Annotated in this window: 23 protein-coding genes; 13 read left to right on the top strand and 10 right to left on the bottom strand. The window is 54.8% G+C overall.

The window, feature by feature from the left end; all coding sequences use genetic code 11:
* Window positions 1-428: 428 nt before the first annotated feature.
* Complete coding sequence (locus AC3WQH_RS16035; RefSeq protein ID WP_492329323.1) at window positions 429-902, bottom strand: NUDIX hydrolase; 474 nt, start codon at window positions 900-902, stop codon at window positions 429-431.
* Window positions 903-964: 62 nt separating this feature from the next.
* Window positions 965-1,417 (bottom strand): GNAT family N-acetyltransferase, encoded by a 453-nt coding sequence (locus tag AC3WQH_RS16030; RefSeq protein ID WP_197186516.1) that lies wholly within the window; start codon window positions 1,415-1,417, stop codon window positions 965-967.
* A 278-nt stretch (window positions 1,418-1,695) separates the two neighbouring features.
* Here AC3WQH_RS16030 and dsdA point away from each other — a divergent pair, with 278 nt between their 5' ends.
* The 4 genes from dsdA (at window position 1,696) to AC3WQH_RS16010 (ending at window position 4,922) form a co-directional block, all read left to right on the top strand.
* A complete protein-coding gene (gene dsdA / locus AC3WQH_RS16025) occupies window positions 1,696-3,063 on the top strand; it encodes a D-serine ammonia-lyase (RefSeq protein WP_492332152.1) in 1,368 nt (455 codons plus the stop codon).
* Between the two features lie 238 nt (window positions 3,064-3,301).
* Complete coding sequence (locus tag AC3WQH_RS16020) at window positions 3,302-3,958, top strand: helix-turn-helix transcriptional regulator (protein ID WP_492332151.1); 657 nt, start codon at window positions 3,302-3,304, stop codon at window positions 3,956-3,958.
* Between the two features lie 202 nt (window positions 3,959-4,160).
* A complete protein-coding gene (locus AC3WQH_RS16015; RefSeq protein ID WP_492332150.1) occupies window positions 4,161-4,319 on the top strand; it encodes a hypothetical protein in 159 nt (52 codons plus the stop codon).
* A gap of 153 nt (window positions 4,320-4,472) precedes the next feature.
* A complete protein-coding gene (locus AC3WQH_RS16010; RefSeq protein WP_005833542.1) occupies window positions 4,473-4,922 on the top strand; it encodes a hypothetical protein in 450 nt (149 codons plus the stop codon).
* Between the two features lie 455 nt (window positions 4,923-5,377).
* Here the strand turns inward: AC3WQH_RS16010 and AC3WQH_RS16005 are convergent, their stop codons facing one another.
* Both AC3WQH_RS16005 and AC3WQH_RS16000 read right to left on the bottom strand, forming a co-directional pair.
* Window positions 5,378-5,854: a GNAT family N-acetyltransferase gene (locus AC3WQH_RS16005; RefSeq protein WP_327990747.1), complete on the bottom strand. Its 477-nt coding sequence runs from the start codon at window positions 5,852-5,854 to the stop codon at window positions 5,378-5,380.
* Between the two features lie 166 nt (window positions 5,855-6,020).
* Window positions 6,021-7,475, bottom strand: coding sequence for an amidase family protein (locus AC3WQH_RS16000; RefSeq protein ID WP_492332149.1), 1,455 nt, complete (start codon window positions 7,473-7,475; stop codon window positions 6,021-6,023).
* Between the two features lie 136 nt (window positions 7,476-7,611).
* On the opposite strand from AC3WQH_RS16000, the gene AC3WQH_RS15995 reads away from it, so the two are divergent.
* Window positions 7,612-8,316 (top strand): HAD family hydrolase, encoded by a 705-nt coding sequence (locus tag AC3WQH_RS15995; protein WP_005833539.1) that lies wholly within the window; start codon window positions 7,612-7,614, stop codon window positions 8,314-8,316.
* Here the strand turns inward: AC3WQH_RS15995 and AC3WQH_RS15990 are convergent.
* The 3 genes from AC3WQH_RS15990 to trhO all read right to left on the bottom strand — a co-directional run bounded on the left by AC3WQH_RS15990 (window position 8,274) and on the right by trhO (window position 10,136).
* Complete coding sequence (locus AC3WQH_RS15990; RefSeq protein ID WP_492332148.1) at window positions 8,274-8,741, bottom strand: NUDIX hydrolase; 468 nt, start codon at window positions 8,739-8,741, stop codon at window positions 8,274-8,276. The genes AC3WQH_RS15995 and AC3WQH_RS15990 overlap by 43 nt on opposite strands.
* 18 nt (window positions 8,742-8,759) lie before the next feature.
* Window positions 8,760-8,963, bottom strand: coding sequence for a hypothetical protein (locus AC3WQH_RS15985; protein ID WP_005833535.1), 204 nt, complete (start codon window positions 8,961-8,963; stop codon window positions 8,760-8,762).
* Window positions 8,964-9,194: 231 nt separating this feature from the next.
* Complete coding sequence (gene trhO / locus AC3WQH_RS15980) at window positions 9,195-10,136, bottom strand: oxygen-dependent tRNA uridine(34) hydroxylase TrhO (protein ID WP_492332147.1); 942 nt, start codon at window positions 10,134-10,136, stop codon at window positions 9,195-9,197.
* A gap of 220 nt (window positions 10,137-10,356) precedes the next feature.
* Between trhO and dut the strand changes: the two genes are divergently transcribed.
* Window positions 10,357-10,893: a dUTP diphosphatase gene (gene dut / locus AC3WQH_RS15975; protein ID WP_005833531.1), complete on the top strand. Its 537-nt coding sequence runs from the start codon at window positions 10,357-10,359 to the stop codon at window positions 10,891-10,893.
* Between the two features lie 119 nt (window positions 10,894-11,012).
* On the opposite strand, the gene AC3WQH_RS15970 is transcribed toward dut, so the two are convergent.
* Entirely contained in the window at window positions 11,013-11,315 is a 303-nt protein-coding gene (locus AC3WQH_RS15970; RefSeq protein ID WP_005833530.1) for a DUF3846 domain-containing protein, read from the bottom strand.
* Window positions 11,316-11,443: 128 nt separating this feature from the next.
* On the opposite strand from AC3WQH_RS15970, the gene AC3WQH_RS15965 reads away from it, so the two are divergent.
* From AC3WQH_RS15965 to AC3WQH_RS15935, 7 genes are all read left to right on the top strand, one after another.
* The gene (locus tag AC3WQH_RS15965; protein WP_005833528.1) at window positions 11,444-11,668 is read left to right on the top strand and encodes a hypothetical protein; all 225 of its coding nucleotides are present in this window, start codon (window positions 11,444-11,446) and stop codon (window positions 11,666-11,668) included.
* Between the two features lie 294 nt (window positions 11,669-11,962).
* Window positions 11,963-12,418 carry a hypothetical protein gene (locus AC3WQH_RS15960; RefSeq protein WP_290426010.1) on the top strand — a complete coding sequence of 152 codons (456 nt, stop codon included), beginning with the start codon at window positions 11,963-11,965 and terminating at the stop codon, window positions 12,416-12,418.
* A gap of 162 nt (window positions 12,419-12,580) precedes the next feature.
* Window positions 12,581-13,648, top strand: a complete 1,068-nt coding sequence (locus AC3WQH_RS15955) for a sulfate ABC transporter substrate-binding protein (RefSeq protein ID WP_005833526.1) — start codon at window positions 12,581-12,583, stop codon at window positions 13,646-13,648.
* Window positions 13,649-13,688: 40 nt separating this feature from the next.
* Window positions 13,689-14,525 (top strand): sulfate ABC transporter permease subunit CysT, encoded by an 837-nt coding sequence (gene cysT, locus AC3WQH_RS15950; protein ID WP_122953443.1) that lies wholly within the window; start codon window positions 13,689-13,691, stop codon window positions 14,523-14,525.
* 12 nt (window positions 14,526-14,537) lie between these two features.
* Window positions 14,538-15,404: a sulfate ABC transporter permease subunit CysW gene (gene cysW, locus AC3WQH_RS15945; RefSeq protein ID WP_290426009.1), complete on the top strand. Its 867-nt coding sequence runs from the start codon at window positions 14,538-14,540 to the stop codon at window positions 15,402-15,404.
* Window positions 15,401-16,516 (top strand): sulfate/molybdate ABC transporter ATP-binding protein, encoded by a 1,116-nt coding sequence (locus AC3WQH_RS15940; protein ID WP_026557116.1) that lies wholly within the window; start codon window positions 15,401-15,403, stop codon window positions 16,514-16,516. Before cysW ends, AC3WQH_RS15940 begins: the two co-directional genes overlap by 4 nt.
* Window positions 16,517-16,893: 377 nt before the next feature.
* Window positions 16,894-18,507, top strand: a complete 1,614-nt coding sequence (locus AC3WQH_RS15935) for an ABC-F family ATP-binding cassette domain-containing protein (RefSeq protein WP_005833515.1) — start codon at window positions 16,894-16,896, stop codon at window positions 18,505-18,507.
* Between the two features lie 102 nt (window positions 18,508-18,609).
* Here the strand turns inward: AC3WQH_RS15935 and AC3WQH_RS15930 are convergent, their stop codons facing one another.
* Together AC3WQH_RS15930 and AC3WQH_RS15925 are read right to left on the bottom strand one after the other, a co-directional pair.
* Window positions 18,610-18,801 (bottom strand): hypothetical protein, encoded by a 192-nt coding sequence (locus AC3WQH_RS15930; protein WP_005833513.1) that lies wholly within the window; start codon window positions 18,799-18,801, stop codon window positions 18,610-18,612.
* Window positions 18,794-20,473: a PucR family transcriptional regulator gene (locus AC3WQH_RS15925; RefSeq protein ID WP_492332146.1), complete on the bottom strand. Its 1,680-nt coding sequence runs from the start codon at window positions 20,471-20,473 to the stop codon at window positions 18,794-18,796. Before AC3WQH_RS15925 ends, AC3WQH_RS15930 begins: the two co-directional genes overlap by 8 nt.
* Window positions 20,474-20,560 lie beyond the last annotated feature (87 nt).

Here is a 20,560-nt window from a genome sequence, read left to right as displayed (position 1 = left end):
TCACGACATTGAAACCAACCACAGGCCATATAAATCTGTTGTCTTTTTCTCGAAAATGGAATTATGCAAAGTGCTCAAATAGCAACTTGTATCATTTCAAGTTGAAAAGAGCCAATATCTTTTACATTAATGGAGATGTTTTCGATAAATTCATCATTCTCATGTTCTTTTTTTTGACTTAAACCTAACAAGACAAGTTGGATCATTTATCAATCTCAAGTTCAGGTGTGTATTGGAGGGTTATCCCGAATTCAGGATTTGAATACTCTTTATATTTGGGGGTATCAGTTTCCTCTGGATTTGAAGGTGAGCAGCCAAGGATGCCCAAAGTAATAGCTAAGAACAAACCTGGTTTTAGCTTAAGCAAGCAAATTCGTCTTCAGCGATAGTATAGGGATATTCTACCATCTAGGCTGTGGTTAAGGGAATCAACCAAACAGGTATGGAGATAATTCCAGAAGCGAAACCCGCTCGTAGCCAATCACCCGGCTGCCTTCATATGTAAATGCGTGCTCGACAGGCTCGTCGTTTTCCAACATATACGGTAAAAAACGCGGGACATTTTCCGCAATTCCTTCGTTGTCCGGGTGCAAGATCCAGTCCAGCGTCACCCAGTCCAGAATGCCTTCCTCTACCCGCCGGGGCGTGACAAAACGTTCCCAAGCGTGCGGCAGCTCCGCCACGAAGGCGTACATCCCGCCGATCACCTTCCCGTCGAGCTTCCACGAGACGATTCCTTTGTAGCGGGCGAAGGTCAACGAAATGCCTGTTTCTTCGAATACCTCGCGGAGAACGCAGGCAAGTGGCGACTCGTTTGGCGCGAGCTTGCCGCCGACGCCATTCCAGCGGCCCATTAATGGCGGTTTGCGCCGATTCAACAGCAGAAACTCGTTTTGATGCATAAGAAAACAGATTGTGTATGTATACATGGGAATCCTTTCTGATATGGCGATATGGACAGCCTTCAAATATCTCGGGAGAGTCGTACCATATCCGTCAACGGAATGCCGTTTTCGTAGATCGATTCTTCGTAATGTCTGAGAAAAAAGTCGCGGTCGATCCAGGTCATGCGAAACCCGCATTTCTGGTAAAGGGCGAGCTGATTCAGGCTGGAATTGCCTGTGCCGACCTCGATCGTTTTGTATCCGGACGCCTTTGCCACCTCGATGGCGTGCAAAACGAGTTGTTTGCCGATGCCTTTTCCTTGATGAGCTTCATCCACCGCAATATTGACCAGCTCGATCGTGTCCGGGCGGGTAGGGATCAGGACGTAGACCCCGACGACGGCCGCGTCCTGGACGGCGACATAGCACTGCCCCCTTTTCAGGTAGTCTTCCACCAATTTTGGCGAAGGATCTGCAAGCAATAGCAGGGGCATGGGGGCCTCCTCGTGCGGAGCCAGCTTTCTGATTTCCATTTTGTTCTCTCCTTTTGGCTGGGGTTTAGTCTGCTTTTGCAGCACAGACCTGCCAGCTTCCAGCCGTTGCTTGCTATTGGCAAGCTTTGTATTTGTGCTATTATAACAATCGTTAAAAAAGTTTGCAAAATGTGCCAATCGCGATACGGATACGGGCGAGCTGGTAAAATATGTACAGTCACGATGCGATGCGAACGAGCAAGTATACCACACCAGTCGCATCACCGGGCGAACAAGCAACCTGACGAGCAGCAGGAACAAAAATGGAGGCGATTGCGATGGAAAACAGTGTGAAAGTAGCAGGAAAATCAATCGAGCAGTGGAAGCGGGAGTATCCGTTATTGTCCGAAATGATGGCGACGAAAGAAGTATTTTGGACAAATCCGGGCTATGCCCCCATCGCCCGTGCGGCTCTGTCGGTTACGGCCGATGAGGTGCGCGAGGCGGAGGAACGTTTGCGCCGATTCGCGCCTTTCATTCAACGCGCATTTCCGGAAACGGCCGAGGCAGGCGGACTGATCGAGTCGCCGCTCGTCTCCATCGGCAAAATGCAAAGCGAACTGGCGGCCCGCTTCGCACAGGAAATTCCGGGGCGGCTCCTGCTGAAGTGCGATAGCCACCTGCCAATCGCAGGCTCTATCAAGGCGAGAGGCGGCATCTACGAGGTTCTCGCCCATGCGGAGGAATTGGCCGACAAGCACGGTCTGCTGCCTGTTGACGGGGACTACGCCGTGTTTGCCTCTGATTCGTATCGCGAGTTGTTTTCCCGCTACTCCATCGCTGTAGGGTCGACGGGCAATCTCGGGCTGAGCATCGGTGTGATGAGCGCGAAGCTCGGCTTTCAGGTGACGGTACATATGTCCGCCGATGCGAAAGCGTGGAAAAAGGAGCTGCTCCGCGCAAAGGGCGTGCAGGTGGTCGAATACCAGTCCGACTACGGCAAAGCGGTGGAAGAGGGCAGAAAACAGGCGGAAGCCGATCCGCAGTGCTATTTTATTGACGATGAAAACTCCAAGCGGCTGTTTCTCGGCTACGCCGTGGCCGCTGAACGAGTGAAAAAGCAACTGGAGGAACAGCAGGTTGTGGTCGACAGCGAGCATCCGCTCTTTGTGTACTTGCCGTGCGGGGTAGGCGGCGGCCCGGGCGGCGTCGCCTACGGCTTGAAGCTCGTCTACGGCGATTACGTCCACTGCTTTTTTGCGGAGCCGACACATTCGCCTTGTATGCTGCTCGGCTTGCTGACTGGCCTGCATGACCAGGTAGCCGTGCAAGACTTTGGCATCGACAACAGGACAGAAGCGGACGGACTGGCAGTGGGGCGGCCTTCCCGTTTTGTCGGCAAGGTGATGGAATCGCTGCTCAGCGGCGTTTACACCGTGGCTGACGAGGAGTTGTACCGGCTGCTGCGGGCGCTGCGCGACAGTGAGTCGTTGCGGCTGGAGCCGTCTGCTCTCGCTGGCATGCCGGGGCCAGTCCGCCTGCTTTCGACCGAGGCGGGGCAGCGCTACATCGAGCAGCAAGGGCTTGCCGACAAACTGGCAAACGCGACCCATATCGTCTGGGCGACCGGAGGCAGCATGGTTCCGGCGCACATCCAGGAAGCGTATTATGCCAAAGGCATGCAGTACGACCAACGCAACATCTAGTCGCGCAACAGAGCGCCGTCGGTCTGGGGGATCGGCGGCGCTTCTTTCCGCAAAGGACCAATAGCCCAGGAAGTGTGGAAGATTCATCTTTTTGCGGCTGTCTACCCAGTTCGATAAGAAAATCTCTTTTTTTGAATTTCATAGAAAAAATTATGCTATAACCTTGAAAAAATATACATGCAAGTAAAATGAGGGCTAACAAGCCGCAACGCCAGCATGGACGGAAGGAGCGGGAAGCATGGGGAAATACGGGGAGGAATTAAAGCGTTACATTCCGATTGCGGACGCCATGGCCCAGACTTTCGGGAAGAACTGCGAGGTTGTAATTCACGATTTAAGCTCGCCGCAATCTTCGGTTATTTACGCAGCCAACAACCATGTAACAGGAAGGGCTATCGGCCAGTCGTTCCATCAGCTCATCACACAGGTGCTTTTGTCCCAAAAGCTGCAAAATGACGTCGTAGCCAATTACCGGACCGAGACGGAGGACGGGCGGACGATCAAGTCGACGACTGCCCTGATCCGCAATGCCGAAGGGGAAGCGATCGGCGCTTTTTGCATCAACATCGACATTCAGCCGCTTGTCAGCACACGGGAGTTTATCGAGGACTTCATCCGCATGGGCGGGGAGCCGCTGGAGTGCGAAGGAGCGGAAGTTGTGCAAAACGTGTGGGAGATCGTGGAAAAGCTGATTGCCCAGACGATCTCCGAGAAAGACGTGGAGAAAATCGACAAAAACGAAAAGCTGCAAATCGTCCAGTTCATGGACCAAAAAGGCGTGTTTTTAATTAAAGGCGCACTGGAGAAGGTGGCGGCCGAATTGAAAATTTCCAAGGTGACGTTGTACAGCTATCTCGATGAGCTGCGCAAAAGCCAAAAGCCGGAGCAAGACTGACCCGATGAAGCTGATCGGAAATAGCGCGGACGAACTGGTCACGCCGCTCTGCCCAGTGTTCTGAACCGCATGGAGTACAAGTTGCTACAGAGGCAGTCGCTCTAATGCAGAAGGGGCTGCTCTCCGGCCTGCGATCAAGCCGCATACGATGTTCGGATATTGCCCACAGGCAGATCGCGATTGCCGAGCGGCGGGAATAACCGTGGCAAAGCTCGGTGAAGGCATGGCCGCCCTTGAGCTGACAGACATTTTTATCGCGAAGAAAATCACCGGGAAGCAAAAGCTGGCAAGGCTTGCGACGCATGCCGCTTCGCGGTTTTTACGCCCGGGGGCAGGACTCTTGGCCCGGATTGTCGAATGATGTTAAGGCTTGGGAAGGCCAGGCAAACATGTCCGTCCGCACATCATGCGGCGGTTTTTTCTACTTTTCCAAAACAATCGCCATTTTCTCGCCGGTTGTTGATTAACGACCGCCCATTTTTGGCGAGAATGGGATGGTGAAGGAGGGGTGAGGATGGAGCAAGTTCTTCAACTCGTAAAAGATTACTGGCCCGTCGCGGTTTGTATCATCGTGGTGATTTTGGCGGCACAATGGGTCGTGCGCAGCCTGATCCGGATCATTTCGCTCGCTGCCATTATCGGCGTGGTGCTGGTGCTGTTTTTCCAGTTCAGCCCGGAGGAAGTCATTCAGATGGGGCGGCAAGCGGTGGTGGCAACCCAGGAAGTGGTGGACAAGACGATCACCCCTGTGCTGGACAGCGAACTAAAGGATGCCGACATTACGTTTCAGCCGGATGGCAGCTATGAAGTCAAGACGGCCAGCATTCGCATCGTGGGCAAAAAGGGAGAGACGAAGGCTACTGTCTACTACAAGGACGAAAAATGGGAAGTAGACATCGGCCAGCTCGGCAAGTTGTTCCAGGACAGACTGGGCAAAGCGGAACAAGAAACGACGACGATGTAAAAAAACGCATGAACCTGTAGCGGTTCGATGCGTTTTTTTATGGGCTGCTGGAGCAGGAGAAGACGTCTTTTGCGCCACGAGCGGAAAAGCTGTCCGTACGCCGCTCTCCGCTCGCGTCGAAATCTTCGATGCGATCAGCTTTTCCACCAATAGCCGCTCCAGTAGATCACGCCACTGATGACAACGAGGGAAAGAAAAAAGACAAGGCGAGTTCGCCATGCCCATCGCAGGCTCCAAAAGCACCTCCGCCCCCGCCCAGGCAAACAGCAAAACCGCTACCAACACGTTGGAGACTACAGCCAAAATTTTTTCCCTCCTGTGCAAGCAGACTCGTTCTCTCGGATATCCGATTGGAAGATACTGGAGGTTTCGGCGTAGCGGGAAAATCGGCGCCATGCAGGCTTCGACTTCGGCGCGCAGCACACGGTCACGCCTGTTGCTGCATCCCGGCTCATTCAAGCTTCTCGCCGCATGATAAACTCTTCAACCTCGCTGCCGCGCGCAGCGGAAAACCCTTTGTCCTCCCCAACGGTCTGAAAACCGCACTTTTGCAGGACGCGAATCGAGCCGACATTGTCCTTGGCGACGCGGGCGTAGACGGGACGAGCGGGGATGAGCTGCAAAAATGTTTGCAGCGCCGTCGTCGCGATGCCCTTGCCCCAGTATTCCGTTCCGAGCCAGTAGCCGACGGAAGGATGGCCGAATTGCTCGAAGTGCACGATGTAACCAGCGATCTTTTCATCCGCAAGCACGGTCATTTTGTGAATGGAGGCATCTGCCAACAGCTTGTTCCAATGCGCTGCAAACGGTTCGCGGTCGCTCGGGTTCTTGGCCGTGAAGGCGGCCATGCGGTTTGCTTCCGGGTCAAGCTGTTGGGCGTAAAATGTGGGCAAATCGTCTGCTGTTGTCGGACGTAAACGAATGTGGCTCAAGGCAAAAGTCCTCCGATTCATTTGTCGGCTGTTTGGTTGAGAGGAAAGCCAGCTTGCTTCATCATGTCACGATCTGGACATGCTGGCAAGCTACAGAAAAAGGCCAACCGGAATATCAGCGGTTGGCCTTGCCAATGGGTGGGATGAATCAGGTGCGGCAGGCGGCTCAGGCCTTGTCCGACAATACGGGTGGCACGCGCAGCAACGTTGCTTGCTCGTAAGCGTAAGCCAGACGAAGCAGCACCGACTCGGTGAAGGCCAGTCCGGTCAGCGTGATCCCGAAAGGCTTTCCTTCCGACGTGTAGCCCGCAGGTACTGTAATGGACGGATAGCCCGCTTTGGCAGGAATGGCGTAGCCTGTGCTGCCGGGGAAGAGCAGGGCGTCCAGCGCGTGTTCGCTGACGGCGGCATCAATCCCTTGGCGCTGCGACATTTCGAGATCGTACAGCCGCTGGCGCAAATAGGCCGGCTCGGTCAACGTGCCGCTCGTCTCTTCCGACTGCTCCAGAATGTCTTGTCCGTAGCGAAGCGCTCTTGCTTCGTGCTCGCGATTAAAGGCGATAATGTCCTTCAAGGTGCGAAGCGGATAGGTTGGCGCAAAGTTTTTCAAATACGCCTGGATGCCTGCTTTAAACTCGTGCATCAAAACGTGGGAGCTCCACTCCGCGTCTTCTGTCGGGATGCGGACAGGATCAATCAGCGTCGCGCCAGCCTCTCGCAGTTGCGAAAGAGCCGCTTCGTAAAGCGCGACTTCTTCCTCAGAGCATTTTGCCAGAAAGCGGGAGCGGACGACGCCAATTCGCGCGCCTTGCAGACCGTTCGCATCGAGGAAGGGGAGGTAATCGCGGTGCGCGATGCCAACGCTTTTTTCCGTCGCCGGGTCTTTGGGATCGACTCCTGCGAGAGCGCCCAGCAAAATCGCTGCGTCGGTGACGCTTCTGGTCATCGGCCCGGCCGTGTCCTGGCTGTGGGAAATCGGAATAATGCCGCGGCGGCTAATGAGGCCGACCGTTGGTTTGATCCCGACCAGCGAATTTTTTTCCGCAGGGTGCAGGATGGAGCCGGATGTTTCCGTTCCGACCGCCGCGACGGCGAAGCCTGCTGCAATGCTTGCCCCCGAGCCTGAACTGGAGCCGCCTACATCAAACGTGCCGGGGCCGTACGGATTGCGGACTTGTCCGCCGCGCGAGCTGTAGCCGTTTGGCATCAGGTCGGCCATGAAGTTCGCCCACTCGGTCAGGTTGGTTTTGCCCAAAATGACGGCTCCCGCTTCCCGCAGCCGCGCCGCGACAAAGGAGTCGGCCGCCGCGTAGGAATCGGCCAGTGCCAGCGAGCCGGCTGTCGTGTGCATATTGTCTTTGGTCGCGATGTTGTCCTTGATGAGAACGGGGATGCCGTGCAGCGGGCCGCGACTGCCCGAGACGGCGCGCTCCCGGTCGAGTGCTTCGGCAATGAACAGGGCGTCCGGATTGATTTCACTGATCGCGTTGATATAAGGCCCCTGTTTGTCGTAGGCCGCGATTCGCTCCAAAAAGGAAAGCGTCAGCTCCCTCGAGGTGGTTTTTCCTTCTTCCATTGCTGCTTGCCATTCGAGAATGCTTGCTTCATAATTTGGTGACACGAGTTTTCACCTTTTTCTGATGGATTTGACCATTCTTATTTTACCAAAAGCAGGGAAGCGGGAAAATGGCAGAGAAACAGAAGCGGGTGTAACGGGTAGCGCCCGCAAACCAAAAAGAAGACAGGAGTGCTTGGGCATGACGATTCAGGCTGTGCTTTTTGATTTGGACGGCACTTTGCTGGACCGCGACACGTCTCTTCTGCGATTCGTACACGATCAGTACGAGCGAATTGGCGCGCTGCAGCTTGTCCAAAAGGATGTCTTTTGCGAGCGTTTTATCGAGCTGGACCAGCACGGGTATGTATGGAAAGACAAAGTGTACGAGCAGCTTGTCGCGGAGTTCGCCATTCCCGATCTGGACGCTTCGTTTTTGCTGCAAGACTATATCAGCCAGTTTCCGCAACATTGCATTGCTTTTCCTCATCTGCACGAGACGCTTGGACAACTGCAACAGCAGGGCATCAAGCTCGGGCTGATCTCAAACGGGTTTGGACAGTTCCAGTACGCCAATTTGCAGGCGCTCGGCATCGCGCATTTTTTCGAGGCGGTACTGATTTCGGAATGGGAAGGATTGCGCAAGCCCGACCCGGCGATTTTTCAACGGGCGCTATCCAAGCTGCGCGTACCGCCGGAGCAAGCGATATACGTGGGCGATCATCCGGAAAACGACGTGCGTGCCAGCCGAGCCGTCGGGATGAAAGCGGTCTGGAAGCGCAGCGATCAGTTTGCTGCGGCTGCCGAGGCGGACGCCGTCATTGCCGATCTGGCGGAAGTGATCGGAATCGCGCTCCCGGCTGTTCAGCTTCGGCGGCAGGCGAGCCGGGACCTGGACTTTATTTGACAATTGGCGTTGTTGCGCCGTTTGCCCAGTCCAGAATGAACGGAGCCTGATGAGGATTCAGGCTGTCCGGTACTCTCTTCATTGGGATGGCCGGTGCCTGTGTAGTCGGTGACATGAAAAATGAGCTGAACGCTAAACACCTTGTCCCCATTGGCGTACTGGGCAAAACCGTTTTTCCCGGAGTAGATGCCAAACAGTTGCATTGCTTTGACGATGAGGTTCGTTTCCTCAAGCACTTCGCGGTGGATCGTCTCCGCAAACGTCTCGCCGATTTCCAACAGGCCGCCGGGAATGCCCCATATCCGGTTGTATTTTTGCTGCAACAAAATGCGTCCCTGGTCATCTTCCAAAATAGCGCCGCAGCTTACTGTCAACAACGTCTCGTGACCGATGAGCTTGCGCATGGTCGAAATATAGTTATTCATGGGCGTTTCCTCCGCTTATCAGCTTGAGCGCATCGCTCGCCACGCGTCGAAAATCAGCGTCAGGCCGCAGATGAGGGTGCTGAGCAAGCCGATCAGCTTCACGGCAAGCCGCACAGGCTCGGGCTTGATCCCCAGATCGAACAGGAAATTATAGTCGATCTCGTAGTTGACGAAAACAAGTCCGACCAAAAAACCGATGACGATACTTATCTTCTTTTCCATAGCACCTCCCAAGCAAAAAGAACGAAATGTAGCAAAAGGATGAGATTTCCATTTTTGCGAACACTTTGTTTATTATGAAGGAGATTGCGTTTGGAGACAACCGAAAAGATCGGCTGAATCAAGGTGCATTTCGAAACGACAGCATCTTATTTATCCGCACCGGGACGAGAGGCGCAAAAAAACAAGCTGACTACCACAAGGGACAGTCAGCTTGCTTTGTTTTTCGTTTGCTTATGCGTTCGCTCCGGCAGCTTGCAGCTTCGCTTTTTCTTCTTCGACGAAGCGGTTGCGCGGATGCTCGCGGCATTCGTCGGAGCAGGAACGCTTGTATTTTTGCTCGCATTCCGGGCAGCAGAAGTGCTGCTTGTTGCAGAAAGGATTGGCGCAGTTCACGTAGCGGTCTTCGACAGTACCGCAGTAGTAGCAGCGGCCGATCACCACGTCTTCTTCGGTGTGGTTGATCGGTACGGAGATGCGCTCGTCGAACACGTAGCATTTTCCGTCCCACAGGCGGCCTTTTACTTCCGGATCTTTTCCGTAGGTGACGATTCCGCCGTGGAGCTGGTACACATCTTTAAAGCCTTGTTCCAGCAGCACGCCGGTCAGCTTTTCGCAGCGAATGCCGCCTGTGCAGTAGGTGAGGACTTTTTTGTCCTTGAACTGGCTCATGTTTTTCGCGATCCACTCAGGAAACTCGCGGGAGGAATCGACTTCCGGACGGATCGCGCGGCGGAAGTGACCGAGGTCGTATTCATAGTAGTTGCGGCCGTCGAGGATCACGACGTCCTCTTGCTGCATCATTTCGTAAAATTCTTTCGGGCTCAAGTATTTTCCTGTTTTGACGTTCGGGTCGACGTCTTTTTCCAGGCGCCAGGTCACCAGCTCTTTTTTCGCGCGAACGAACATTTTTTTGAACGCGTGCCCGTCCGCCTCATCTATTTTAAACCACATGTCGGCAAAACGCGGGTCTTTTCTCACATACTCCATGTAGGCGTCTGTCTGCTCGATGGTGCCGGATACGGTTCCGTTGATGCCCTCGGGAGCGACGATAATCCGTCCCTTCAGTCCAATCTCCTTGCAAAATTGCAAGTGTTCAGCAGCATACTCCTCATAGTTGTCCACTGGAGTGTACTTGTAGTAAAGCAAAATACGGTATGGTTTTTGTACTTGCAAGGTACAATTCCACCTTTCTTGTTCAATTGTAGTTTATGACGCAACGGTGATTATATCACAACTCGCCAGCAAAAGCGTAGAAAAAGAAAGGAATTTGTGAGCTTTCTATGAAAATGTGCAAAATAGTAGTGAAAAAGCGGCGAACTTGCTGGATGCAGGTTCATCTTGTACACTATGGAAGGACATTAGCTGTAGAGGCGATAGACGAGGAGAGACTTGGATGAATACGACAAATGAGCGCCTGGTTGCCCAGGTGAAACTTAAAAAACTGCACCCGGATGCCGTCATTCCGCAATACGCGCGCGCGATGGACGCCGGATTCGATCTGGTAGCGGTAGAAGATACGATTATCGCTCCGGGGGAGTCTGCCAAAATTCCGACCGGACTGGCTTTTGCCTTGCCGGAAGGGTTCGAGCTGCAAGTGCGCCCGCGTTCCGGGATAGGCGCGAAGACAAAGCTGCGCCTGTCGAATGCGCCGGGGACGGTCGATGCGGGGTATCGCGGAGAGGTGTGCGTGTTGATGGACAACATCCGCATTCCTTCTGGCAAGCTCGGCAAAGTGTGTCTGGATGCAGGCGAAAAACAGGTGGAGGTGGCTGAGGAAGTCGACGCGCACAGCTACTTCATTAAAAAAGGCGACCGGATCGCGCAAGGTGTGATCGGTCTGGTGCCTGTCGCCCGCTTCGAGGTTGTCGACGAGTTGGATGAGACGGAAAGAGGAGCGGGAGGCTTCGGCAGCAGCGGGATCAACGGCTAGGCCGATCTGCCCAACAAAGAAAAGACCCCTGGGAAGCAGCGTGTGCAGAAACAAACGGCACATCGCGGGCAGATCAGGGGTCTTTTCGCTGTACGCTCGCTGCAACGAGCAAGCTGCTTTTACACTTTGGCCGCAAGGAAGCGGTCGATCCGGCTGATGTCCTCCTCCGTGAGCGAACGGCCGTCGGCTTTGACGAACACGCATGGACCGTAGACCCAGTCCAAATAGCCGTCCGAGGTGATCGGGAAGTTGTTCCCCAACACGCCGCGCCCATCTTCATTCACGATCAAGGAAATTCCTTCCAGATGATCGTCGGCCACCACTTCAAAGTCGCCGTCCACCAGGTCGCTCAAGGAGCTGGTATCGGCAATGTCGAGCTTTTCCGCCTGTTCATGCGGACGTTTTACATAGACGGTAATCACGTTCCTTCACTCCTTTGTCCCTTCATCATAACCGAAAGCGAAAAAATGCGCGAGACGGATGTCAACGCTTCTGTTGGTTATGCTATGGGTTAGCTGCTACACCAACCAATGCCGAGGGGAATTGCCGCATGGATTTAGTGAATGGCAAACTGTATTGGTCGCATACTTTTCCCAACCCGCCACGCTATCCTGCCATTTCGGACGATTTGCGCTGTGATGTGGTGATCGTCGGCGGAGGCAGCAGTTGTGCCAACACAGGGCTGCTGCAGTTCGCCAATGACAAGTTGCTTGCCGCCAGCATCCATTCTTTTGGCGAGGAACAGGGCGTCCGTTTTTTTATGCTTTTTTGGTAGATTGGATATTTTAGGTATACTATTTCAAGCCAGACAAGAATGGGTCGACTCCTTATACGGTTTTGAAAAAAATGAACGTGGGGGTTTGTTTATGAATAAATATTCGTGGACATTGCTCGGCGTCGTCATCGTGGCCGGAATTTCGTTGGCTACGTGGCGAATGCCATGAACCAAGGCGACAAGGAAGCGCTGGCTGCCTACAAAAAGATGGAACAGGCCCGTAACAAAGACAGCAAATTTTTCAGCAAATGAAAAAGCAACGTAAGCTTGTCCGGCTTTTCCATTCCGGGAGCTGTGCTGCCGGAAGCGGAGGAAATACGCTCCTATGACGGCCGTTCTATGCAGGATTGGCTATCTCCTACGGATGAGAAGCTCTCGTTCATCATGGAAGGTGGGGAGGCCAAAGGAATCGTCATCGCGACCGATACAGAGCCGATCCTGGCTGGCGGCGAGAAAAGTGGCCCGGAACTGTTTGCGCTTTACGAAAAAATCAAGGAAACGGGCCGCTACTTTTTTAGAGCTCCCGGCGCACACACCGCTCGAAGCGCAAGAGGTCGTGCAACAGATTCAAGCGGCAGCAGACGACAGAACCGGGGAGTAAAGTTTATGAATAAATCAAATCCGCATTCATGGGGGACAGCGCCGGTTGCTGTCTTTTTTGTTTTGGACCAAAAATGCTCTGGGAAGCGGCGCGATACGTTTGCGCAAGGGAAAAACTCAATGGAGCGGTCGCCGCAACTGATGCGATAAAGATCATCTGCACGGCTGCCCGCGCTCACCTCGCCCGCCCATGGGGCATAAAGTGGATGGGAATATGATTGACAGCGATAAAAAGGCGGGTATAATCGTAAATAACTAAGTATTCCGAGTAAAATAGTATAGATTAAAAAACAGGGAGTGAAGGTTACCAGTATGAACACCACAAAGGGCAAGATCCATTCCAGCCTGCAACGCATCGGCATCGTCGCTTTGGCTATCGCTTTGGGCGGATGCTCCGCTGCGTCGACAGGAACGGGAACAAGCGGGACAGAGGCCGGGGGCAGCGCCCAGACTGTAGAGCTGCTCAATGTCTCCTACGACCCGACGAGAGAATTTTACCAGGAGGTTAACGAGGAATTTGCCCAGGAGTGGAAGGCAAAAACCGGACAATCGGTCACGATCAAGCAGTCTCACGGTGGGTCCGGCAAGCAGTCCCGCTCCGTCATCGACGGTCTGGAGGCGGATGTCGTCACATTGGCGCTCGCCTACGACATCGACGCCATTGCCGAGCGCGAGCTGATCCCGGCCGACTGGCAAAAGAAGCTTCCGGACAACAGCTCGCCGTACACCTCGACCATCGTTTTTCTGGTGCGCAAAGGTAATCCCAAGCAGATCAAGGATTGGGACGATCTGGTCAAACCGGGCATCTCGGTCATCACGCCGAATCCGAAAACGTCCGGGGGAGCCAGATGGAACTACCTCGCTGCCTGGGGCTATGCGCTCAAGAAAAACGGGGGCGACGAGGCGAAAGCCCAGGAGTTCGTGGCAGCGCTGTTCAAAAATGTCCCGGTGCTCGATTCGGGCGCGCGCGGATCGACGACTACTTTTGTCGAGCGCGGCATTGGCGACGTGCTGATCGCCTGGGAAAACGAAGCGTATCTCGCGGTGAACGAGCTGGGCAAAGACAAATTCGAGATCGTCAATCCGTCTATCAGCATTTTGGCGGAGCCGCCTGTCACCGTCGTCGACAAGTACGCGGAAAAGCACAAGACTAAGGAAGTCGCCGAAGCGTACCTGCAATTCCTCTACACGAAAAAAGGCCAGGAAATCGCGGCGAAGCACTACTATCGTCCGCGCTCCGAAGAGGTGCTCAAGGCACATACACCTGCGTTTCCTGAAATCGAAATGTTCACAATAGACGAACTGTTCGGCGGTTGGACGAAGGCGCAGCAAATCCATTTCTCCGACCAGGGCGTCTTCGATCAGCTTTACAAACCGTAATCGCCCATAAACATATCTTGCCATCAGAGGAGTTAGCTCCATGAGAAAACTATTTTCGCGCAGGGGGTTTTTGCCGGGCTTCGGGATTACGATGGGCTACACCATTGTTTACTTGAGCCTCTTGGTGCTGATCCCCCTGTCCGTCCTGTTTTTAAAAGCTTCCACCTTGAGCTGGGAGCAGTTCGTAGGCACGATTCTCGATACGCGCGTGCTCGCCTCGATACGCGTCAGCATTCTCACTTCCTTTTTTGCCGCCTGTGTCAATGCGGTATTCGGCGTGCTGGTCGCTTGGGTGTTGACCCGCTACCAGTTTGCCGGAAAACGTATTATTGACGGCATTGTCGATCTTCCGTTTGCCTTGCCGACAGCGGTAGGCGGGATTGCGCTCACCTCGATCTACGCCGAAAACGGGTGGATCGGGCAGTATTTGGCGGAGTGGGGGATCAAAGTGGCGTACACGCCGATCGGCATTTGGGTGGCGTTGACGTTTATCGGTCTTCCGTTTGTCGTGCGGACGGTGCAGCCTGTTTTGCAGGACTGGGATTTGCAGATGGAGGAAGCAGCCGCGACGCTGGGGGCGACACGCTTTCGCACGTTTACCCGCGTCATCTTGCCCCATTTGCTCCCGGCGATCATCACCGGCTTTGCCCTCGCTTTTGCCCGAGCGCTCGGCGAGTACGGTTCTGTCGTCTTTATTTCCGGCAATATGCCGCTCAAGACAGAAATTGTGCCGCTGCTCATCATGACAAAGCTGGAGCAGTTCGACTACGCGGGCGCGACGGCGATCGCGACGGTCATGCTCGTCGCCTCGTTTGTCATGTTGCTGATAATTAACTACATGCAATGGAGGATTAACAAATTCGATGCGGCACGATAGAGGGTGTGACCAATGAAGCATGTAACAGAGCCAGCCTACGTGCGCTGGAGCTTGATCGCAGTTGCTTTTCTGTTTCTCGGCCTGTTTCTCATCCTGCCGCTGATTGCCGTGTTCACCGAGGCGTTCAAGCAAGGGGCAGACGTGTTTTTCGCCGCCATTTCGGACCCGGAAACGCTGTCGGCGGTCAAACTGACGCTATTGGTCGCCGCGATCAGCGTGCCGTTGAACGTCACGTTTGGCATCGCTGCCGCGTGGGCGATCGCGAAGTTTTCGTTTCGCGGCAAAAATGTGCTGCTGACCCTGATTGACTTGCCGTTTGCGGTGTCGCCTGTCATCTCCGGGCTGATTTTCGTTCTTCTGTTCGGCAGCCAGGGAATTGCAGCGCCGTGGCTGGCTGCGCTTGACCTGAAAATCATCTTCGCCGTGCCGGGCATCGTGCTGGCGACGACTTTTGTGACGTTTCCGTTTGTCGCCCGCGAGCTGATTCCCGTGATGGAGGCGCAGGGCAAGGACGAAGAGGAAGCGGCCGTGTCGCTCGGGGCGAGCGGCTGGAAAACGTTTTGGCGCGTCACGATGCCGAATGTGAAGTGGGGCATTTTGTACGGCGTCATTCTCTGCAATGCCCGGGCGATGGGCGAATTTGGCGCTGTCTCGGTCGTTTCCGGCCATATTCGCGGCATGACCAACACGCTGCCTTTGCACGTGGAGATTTTGTACAACGAATACCAGTTCGCTGCGGCTTTCGCGGTCGCGACGCTTCTCGCTGTGTTGGCACTGGTTACGCTCGTTTTGAAAAGCGTGATTGAGTGGAAAACGGAGCGACAGTCCGAGGGGGAAGAGGAACATCACTTTGACGTGTCAGGAGAGAGGGCAGGATGAGCATTGAGGTTGTCAACATTACGAAGACATACAAAAACTTTACCGCGCTGCAAAATGTCAATTTGCACATACCCGAGGGCGAGCTGGTTGCGCTCTTGGGCCCGTCCGGCTCCGGCAAGACGACCTTGCTCCGGCTGATCGCCGGACTGGAGCAGTCGCAGCAGGGGCGCATCCTGTTCAACGGCGAGGACAATACGGACCGGGACGTGCGCGAGCGCCAGGTGGGCTTTGTGTTCCAGCATTACGCCCTGTTTCGGCACATGAACATTTTCGACAACCTCGCTTTCGGTCTTACTGTCCGTCCCCGCAAAACAAGGCCGAGCAAAAGAGAGATTCACGAAAAAGTGCATTCCCTGCTCCGGCTGGTTCAATTGGAGGGGCTTGCCCATCGCTATCCTTCGCAGTTGTCCGGGGGACAGCGGCAGCGTGTCGCGCTGGCCAGAGCGCTTGCGGTGGAGCCGAAATTTTTGCTGCTGGATGAGCCGTTTGGCGCATTGGACACGAAAGTCAGGCAGGAGCTGCGGCGCTGGCTGCGCCATTTGCACGGAAAGCTCGGCTTGACGATTTTGTTTGTGACGCACGACCAGGAAGAGGCGATGGAGCTGGCAGACCGCGTCGTCGTCATGAACGAAGGCAGAGTGGAGCAGGTAGGCTCCCCCGAAGAAATTTACCACAAGCCCGCCAATCCGTTTGTCTACAGCTTCCTCGGCCGCGTCAATCTGTTCCACGGGCGGATTCAAAACGGGCGGATCAAGCTGGGGGAAGCGGAGTTCGAGGCGGAGCACGATGTCGGCGAGGGGCCAGCCGTCGGCTACATGCGTCCGCATGACGTGGAAGTGTCGCTGCATCCGCCAAAATCGTCCGCAGCGACAGCCGTTCAGGCGCAAACCGAGCGGATTACCTTGCTCGGGCCGATCGTCCGTCTGGAATTGAAGCGGCTGGATACGAAGGAAGTGTTTGAAGCGGAAATGAGCCGGCAGCGGTTTTTGGAACTGAACGTCGTCGAAGGCGGAACCGTGTACGTGACGCTGCACAACGTGTCCATTTTTGTGGACAACGCGCCAGCGATCAAGCCAACGCGGGCGTACGTCCCGCAGCAAGTGAGCATTTGAGCGGTAGTTGCGCGACAAAACGAATGCGAAACCGGCTTGCCCAAACAGGCAGGCCGGTTTTCGCTGGGAAGGGCACGGTTATTCGCCGCGTTGCTTGGAGCGCGTCTCTTCTTTGCCCACTGTTGTCGAAGAACGCGTCTGGGAAGGATTTTCTTTTTTGCCCATCTCGTTTTTGACTCCGTTGTGCTTGGACATCGTCACGACCTCTTTCTTCGTTAGGATGGACGTACAGTGGTAGCTTTCCCGCTTCCGCCGCAATCCATGTGGGGGAGTCCGTTTTGGCCGCGCTTCGCGGCATCTGCTTTTCTTTTGCAATATGAGGCTATCTCTGGTAAGATAAGTGTTTGAACGATTCAAAAAAGGCAGGTATTGCGACGATGATAAGCACTCAGAACGTGACGCTGCGCTACGGCAAACGCGCACTGTTTGAAGATGTATCCATTAAGTTTACCCCTGGTAACTGTTACGGCCTCATCGGTGCGAACGGTGCGGGGAAATCTACGTTTCTCAAGATCCTCTCCGGAGAGATCGAACCGACGAGCGGACACGTTTCGGTGACACCAGGCGAGCGTATCGCTGTGTTGAAGCAGAACCACTTCGAGTTTGACGAGTACGATGTACTGAAAACAGTCATTATGGGTCACAAGCGCCTGTACGAGATTATGGAAGAAAAAACGGCGCTCTACATGAAAGAAGACTTCTCCGAAGAGGACGGCAACCGCGCCTCTCAACTGGAAGGCGAGTTTGAAGAGCTGAACGGCTGGATGGCGGAAGCGGATGCGGCGAGCCTTTTGATCGGTCTGGGCATCCCGACCGACCTGCACGACAAGCTGATGAAAGACCTGTCCGGTACGGAAAAAGTACGGGTACTGCTCGCGCAAGCGCTGTTTGGCAACCCGCACATCCTGCTTTTGGATGAGCCGACAAACCACTTGGATATCGAGTCGATTCGCTGGCTGGAAAACTTCCTGGCCGATTATGAAAACACCGTCATCGTCGTTTCCCATGACCGTCACTTCCTGAACAAAGTGTGTACGCACATTGCGGATATCGACTTCGGCAAAATTCAAATGTACGTAGGGAACTACGACTTCTGGTACGAATCCAGCCAGCTCGCGCTGAAGATGGTTCGTGAGCAGAACAAGAAAAAAGAAGAAAAGATGAAGGAGCTCCAGGAGTTCATCGCGCGCTTCTCCGCGAATGCTTCCAAGTCGAAGCAAGCGACCTCGCGCAAAAAGCTGTTGGAGAAAATTACGCTGGAAGACATCCGTCCGTCCAGCCGCAAATATCCGTTCATCAACTTCAAGCCGGAGCGCGAGGCGGGCAAAAACTTGCTGGCGATCGAAGGCTTGAGCAAGACCGTAGAGGGCGAAAAGCTGTTTGAAAACCTCCATCTGGTCATCAACAAAGGCGACAAGGTAGCGTTTGTCGGACCAAACGAGCTGGCGAAAACGACCTTCTTCCAAATTTTGATGGGCGAAGTACAGCCGGACAGCGGCTCTTTTGAATGGGGCGTCACCACTTCCCGCGCGTACTTCCCGAAAGACAACGCAGAGTACTTCGACACCGATTTGAGCCTCGTGGATTGGCTGCGTCAATACTCCAAGGAGCAGGACGAGACGTTTATTCGCGGATTCCTCGGCCGCATGCTGTTCTCCGGCGACGAAGCGCTGAAAAAAGCGAACGTGCTGTCCGGGGGCGAAAAAGTTCGCTGCATGCTGTCCAAAATGATGCTGGCTGGCGCCAACGTGCTGATTATGGACGAACCGACGAACCACTTGGATCTGGAATCGATCACAGCGTTGAACAACGGCTTGATCGACTTTGAAGGAACACTGCTGTTCGTCTCCCACGACCATCAGTTCGTGCAAACCATCGCCAACCGGATCATCGAGTTCACTCCTAAGGGCGTTATCGACAAGATGATGACCTACGACGAGTACCTCGACAGCGAAGAGATCAAGCGCCTGCGCGAAGAGCACTACGCGTAAAAGCGACGGTTTCTTACGTTCACAGGAAAACGCAAAACCCGTGTCCTATGCACCATTCGTTGTGCCGGACACGGGTTTTTTGGCGTGCGAAAAAGCAGACTGTTACGGGGCGGGCGGCTCGTCCTCCAACAACTCCACTTTGCTCAAAAACGACTCTTTGCTCGAAAAGATAACGCGTTCCTTGCGCGGAGCCGTAAAAAAGACGACGATGTACTGGTCGTCGATGTATTCGACGATTCCGCGTTTTTTCGGGCGTTCTCTCGTTTTCACAGGCTTGTTCAACCACTCATCCATGCAAATTCCCCCTACGTCTCTCTTTTGCCATTATACCAGCTTCCGCTTGCGGATACCCGATCGATTGCACTGTCATGGCGATGCGCAGCAGCAGTTGGTCATGGCCGTTTTCCGGGTTCAGCCCGGACAGCTCGCGGATGAGCGCCAGCCGGTACTTGATCGTATTTTTGTGGACGAACAACTGCGCGGCTGCTTCGGCATGATTGCCGTCCGCCTGCAAAAAGACTTGGAGCGTCTGCAAGAGCTGGCCGTTTTTCTCCCGGTCGTACTCCCTGATCCGGCCCAAGTATTCTCTAGCCAAAGAGGATGCTTCCGTGCCGGGCTGCTCCGCAAACAGGATGCGCTCCAGCCCGAGGTCGTGGAAGTCGACGACGACGGTGTTGGCCGCGGCGGATGCGGAACTGCCGCGAAGCGCCGTCCGAAAGCTGATTTGCGCCTCGCGGTAGCTCTGGACGATGCCTGCTCGTCCAGAATGAAAGCGGCCCAGCCCGACGAACACAGGCTGCTGCCAGGCAAACGAGCGCACGGCTTCGAGCACTTGCCGCATGCTGCCTACAGCCTCTGCGGTTTCTGCTGCGGTCGGTACGAGCAAAACGACGCGATTGTGCTGATCGAGCCCGAAGAGGATCGCCAGGTCGAGAGAAGACAGGAGAGGGCGGAGAGCTTCCAGCAAACTGTGATTTTCGGTCCAGTTTTCGATGCCTGTGCGCTCGTGCGGGGACACTCCCATGACGACGACGGTATAGTGGTCCGCGAGCTTCCAGCCGACCTCATCCGCTTTTCGCGTAAGCACGTCTTGCGCATGAATCTCGCCGCCGAGAAGAAGCTGCAAAAAATCGTTGCGGAAGCGCTGATACGTCTCGGCGACAGAGCGCATGCGCTCCATTTCCAGCGACAGCAAGGCCGCGCTTTGCTCGATGGCGACCTTTTCCCACGCGTGCAGCTCCCGGTCCATTTGCCCCACAACAATCGCGCCCTGCACCTTCTGCTCGTGCAGCAGCCAGCGGATGGGATAGCCATTGGCGCTTTTGGCGAGCGGGTGTATGCCCAGATGGCGGGAGGCGGTTTGTCCAAACTTTTGGCCGATCTCCGAGTCGGCGGGGAATGCTTCGGGCGGCGACTCCCACTTCCATTTGCAGCCAGGCACTTGAATGGAGACGGGGGCTTGCAACAGGTCGTGCAGCAGTTCAGCCAGCTTGGAAACCGGATCTCCGGCGGTCAGGTGGCGATGAAACCGCTCGTAAATGGCGTGTGTGCGGTTGAGTTCGATGCGCTGTTTGTCGTTGATGTATTGCACGACGGGCACGATGACATCTGACCATGCTTTTTCCATCGGAAAAGACAGGATCGGCATTTGCCTGTTTTGCGCGTAGGCGAGGACGGCAGGGGGCAGGCTCTCGATGTAGCGGCCGAGCTTGATCGCAAGTCCCGGCGTTCCCGTCTCGACCAGTTCGTCGATCAGTCGGGTCAGCCCTTCCTCGCACGAATCTTTTTGCGTCAAAAACGGGAAGCCTGTCGTCAGCACAAATTCGCCGGGCCGCAGCCAGCGGTGCCCGTCGGGAGAGTCAAACGAAGTAACCCCGAGCAGCTCTCTGTCGAGAAACTCTTCCCCCGCCAGCACGGCGTTTTTTGCAAAGCCCCCAACCTGTATCAGTTCACGGACTGTTATCACGCTACTTCCCCCCCGGTGTTCCATTTATTATCAGCACAAACAAAAGCTTGCTCTGTTTTCTGGTCATTTGCACAAAGGAGAAAATTG

The sequence above is a fragment of the Brevibacillus sp. FW301-21C12A genome, from assembly GCF_058788915.1.
The sequence above is the reverse complement of the archived record's forward strand: the minus strand, read 5'-3'. Positions and strand labels throughout refer to the sequence as shown.

What these genes read in the sequence shown, in the direction of transcription:
- AC3WQH_RS15935 (WP_005833515.1), top strand. Translation starts at nt 16,894, where the DNA reads ATGATAAGCACTCAGAACGTGACGCTGCGCTACGGCAAACGCGCACTG.
- cysT (WP_122953443.1), top strand. Translation starts at nt 13,689, where the DNA reads ATGAGAAAACTATTTTCGCGCAGGGGGTTTTTGCCGGGCTTCGGGATT.
- dsdA (WP_492332152.1), top strand. Translation starts at nt 1,696, where the DNA reads ATGGAAAACAGTGTGAAAGTAGCAGGAAAATCAATCGAGCAGTGGAAG.
- AC3WQH_RS16010 (WP_005833542.1), top strand. Translation starts at nt 4,473, where the DNA reads ATGGAGCAAGTTCTTCAACTCGTAAAAGATTACTGGCCCGTCGCGGTT.
- AC3WQH_RS15965 (WP_005833528.1), top strand. Translation starts at nt 11,444, where the DNA reads ATGGATTTAGTGAATGGCAAACTGTATTGGTCGCATACTTTTCCCAAC.
- AC3WQH_RS15990 (WP_492332148.1), bottom strand. Translation starts at nt 8,741, where the DNA reads ATGAATAACTATATTTCGACCATGCGCAAGCTCATCGGTCACGAGACG.
- cysW (WP_290426009.1), top strand. Translation starts at nt 14,538, where the DNA reads ATGAAGCATGTAACAGAGCCAGCCTACGTGCGCTGGAGCTTGATCGCA.
- AC3WQH_RS16020 (WP_492332151.1), top strand. Translation starts at nt 3,302, where the DNA reads ATGGGGAAATACGGGGAGGAATTAAAGCGTTACATTCCGATTGCGGAC.
- AC3WQH_RS16030 (WP_197186516.1), bottom strand. Translation starts at nt 1,417, where the DNA reads ATGGAAATCAGAAAGCTGGCTCCGCACGAGGAGGCCCCCATGCCCCTG.
- AC3WQH_RS15955 (WP_005833526.1), top strand. Translation starts at nt 12,581, where the DNA reads ATGAACACCACAAAGGGCAAGATCCATTCCAGCCTGCAACGCATCGGC.
- dut (WP_005833531.1), top strand. Translation starts at nt 10,357, where the DNA reads ATGAATACGACAAATGAGCGCCTGGTTGCCCAGGTGAAACTTAAAAAA.
- AC3WQH_RS15940 (WP_026557116.1), top strand. Translation starts at nt 15,401, where the DNA reads ATGAGCATTGAGGTTGTCAACATTACGAAGACATACAAAAACTTTACC.
- AC3WQH_RS15985 (WP_005833535.1), bottom strand. Translation starts at nt 8,963, where the DNA reads ATGGAAAAGAAGATAAGTATCGTCATCGGTTTTTTGGTCGGACTTGTT.
- AC3WQH_RS15930 (WP_005833513.1), bottom strand. Translation starts at nt 18,801, where the DNA reads ATGGATGAGTGGTTGAACAAGCCTGTGAAAACGAGAGAACGCCCGAAA.
- AC3WQH_RS16035 (WP_492329323.1), bottom strand. Translation starts at nt 902, where the DNA reads ATGCATCAAAACGAGTTTCTGCTGTTGAATCGGCGCAAACCGCCATTA.
- AC3WQH_RS15995 (WP_005833539.1), top strand. Translation starts at nt 7,612, where the DNA reads ATGACGATTCAGGCTGTGCTTTTTGATTTGGACGGCACTTTGCTGGAC.